At 71.3% G+C, this 2,030-nt stretch carries 2 protein-coding genes and 1 pseudogene; 1 reads left to right on the forward strand and 2 read right to left on the reverse strand.

The features are described from left to right. Positions 1 to 212: pseudogene (locus G6027_RS19045) on the forward strand (glucosyl-3-phosphoglycerate synthase); the annotation flags it as partial. On the opposite strand, the gene G6027_RS15325 reads toward G6027_RS19045, so the two are convergent. Next, positions 191 to 1,120, reverse strand: coding sequence for a cytochrome c biogenesis CcdA family protein (locus G6027_RS15325; RefSeq protein WP_182637920.1), 930 nt, complete (start codon positions 1,118 to 1,120; stop codon positions 191 to 193). The pseudogene G6027_RS19045 and the gene G6027_RS15325 overlap by 22 nt on opposite strands. A gap of 10 nt (positions 1,121 to 1,130) precedes the next feature. Further along, positions 1,131 to 1,871, reverse strand: a complete 741-nt coding sequence (locus G6027_RS15330; RefSeq protein WP_346995764.1) for a DsbA family protein — start codon at positions 1,869 to 1,871, stop codon at positions 1,131 to 1,133. Positions 1,872 to 2,030 lie beyond the last annotated feature (159 nt).

The raw sequence follows: 2,030 nt of genomic DNA on the forward strand, positions 1-2,030 counted from the left end.
TGGCGGTGATGGCGATGCACCAGCACCTCGCGGTGCTCAGTCGCCTACGGCGCCACGGTCGGGCACCGGACGCCACCGTCCCGGGCGACACCCTCACCCTGCACCGACGCGATCCGGTCGGGGGTGGGTTCCACGCCGAGACCGTCGACGTCTCCCCCGGCGAGCGGCCCCCGATGGCCGAAATGCGGGCTCAGCTCCGGGCCGGTTCCTGACCCGACGGGCGGCTCCGGTCCCGCGCCTGCCCCTCCTGCGTCTGCCCCTCCTGCGTCTGCCTCTCCCCCGCCCGACCCCCTCGCGCGCGGCATCGGTCGCGCAGCACCCACCCGGCGAGGACCACGGCGGCCAGGGCAAGCGCCGCCACGAGGAACCACAGATCGTCCACCCCGGCGACCCAGCGCTCCACGGCGAGTTGGAGTTCGAACTGCTCGTCGACCCCCATCAGCGAGCCGAGCGCCGCGGTGCCGTCGGAGAGCACGAACAGCAGACCCACCGCGACGAACAACGACCCGGCGATGACCGAGGTGGTGTGGGTGCGGACCGGCCCCAGGGTGAGCTCGCGACCCCGGAGCACCCGGCGGCGTGACACGCCCAGCGAGTCCCATGCCAGGGCGAGAATCGCGAGCGGGACCACCATCCCGATCGCGTAGGCGCCCATGACCGCGGCGCCGTAGGCGGGCGATCCCCCGGCCATCGCCAGGGTCAGCACCCCTCCGAGCAGCGGGCCGGAACAGAACCCGGCGAAGCCGTAGAGCGCGCCCAGCGCCAGGACCGACACCGGACCGCTGCCGGTGACACGGGAGGAGGCGTCCGACAGGCCGGGGAGCCGGAAGCCGCCCCCGAGGGCGGTGTAGACACCCAGGACGACGACGACGAGGCCGCCGATCAGCGTGACGGTCCCGCGGTGGAGGGTGAACAACGAGCCGATCGCCCCCATTCCCGCCCCCAGCGGAACCAGGACCATCGCGAGGCCGAGCAGGAAGAGCCCGGTGCGGGCGAGGAGCATCCGGCGGGTGCCGAAGGCGTAGGCGAAGAAGGCCGGCAGCAGCAGCGCCGAGCAGGGGCTGAGGATGCTCAGCACGCCGCCGAGGAAACCCCCGACGAGCCCGATCTGTTCTGTCATATGTGCCCGCTCACCCGTCCAGCGAGCTGTCGATGACGGTGCGGAACGTCTCGACGGAGCGGGCGCCGACGATCCCCGTCCCGTTGATGAGGAAGGTCGGGGTGGAGGTCGCGCCCAGCGCGGTGGCCGCCTGGTAGTCCGATCGGATGGCCTCGTCGTACGCCCCGCCGGTCATGTCCGCGCGAAAACGGTCGAGGTCGGCGACCCCGGCCTCGGCGGCGTAGCCCACCAACGCCTCCTCGCCGAGATCCGGGTGACCACGGTCGGGGGCGTCGGCAAACACGACCTCGGTGAACTCCCAGAACCTGCCCTGGTCCGCGGCGGCACGCCCGGCCCGGGCGGCGATCATCGACTCTTCCCCGAAGATCGGCAGGTCAACCCACTCGATCCGCAGATCGCCGCCGTCGACATACTCCTCGATCAGCGCCGGTTCCACCTCGCGGGAGAACTTCGCGCAGAACGGGCAGCGGAAGTCTGAGTACACGGTCATCACGACCCGAGCGTCCACCGGGCCCATCGCCATCGGGTCCCCCTCCTCGAATCGCGCGATGCCTTCCATGGACTCCGGTCCGGGGGCCTGCTCGGGACTGGTCTGACGCTCGTCGGACACCGCCGCGGAGCCGGTCGCGGACCCGGCCGCGGGCTGATCGCCGCCGGTCACATCCCGGGCGAGGAGGATGACGACCAGGACGATGAGCAGAGTCACCACGACGGACAACGCGATGACCGGGACACTCGGACGACGGGACACGGGAGGACTCCTGCGGGTGCGATCGAGGACGTGGACCGGCCCGCGACCGGGCCACTTTCTACTACGTTACATAGTAGAAAGGGTCAGAGTGACGGAGTCAACCGACCAGGATCGAACACCACGTGAGAACGGCGGTCGTCGCGGCCGCTGCGACGACCG

Source organism: Dietzia sp. SLG310A2-38A2, from assembly GCF_014145095.1.
GTDB lineage: Bacteria > Actinomycetota > Actinomycetes > Mycobacteriales > Mycobacteriaceae > Dietzia.

Coding starts and splice junctions, on each gene's coding strand:
- G6027_RS15325 (WP_182637920.1), bottom strand. CDS start 1,120: ATGACAGAACAGATCGGGCTCGTCGGGGGTTTCCTCGGCGGCGTGCTG.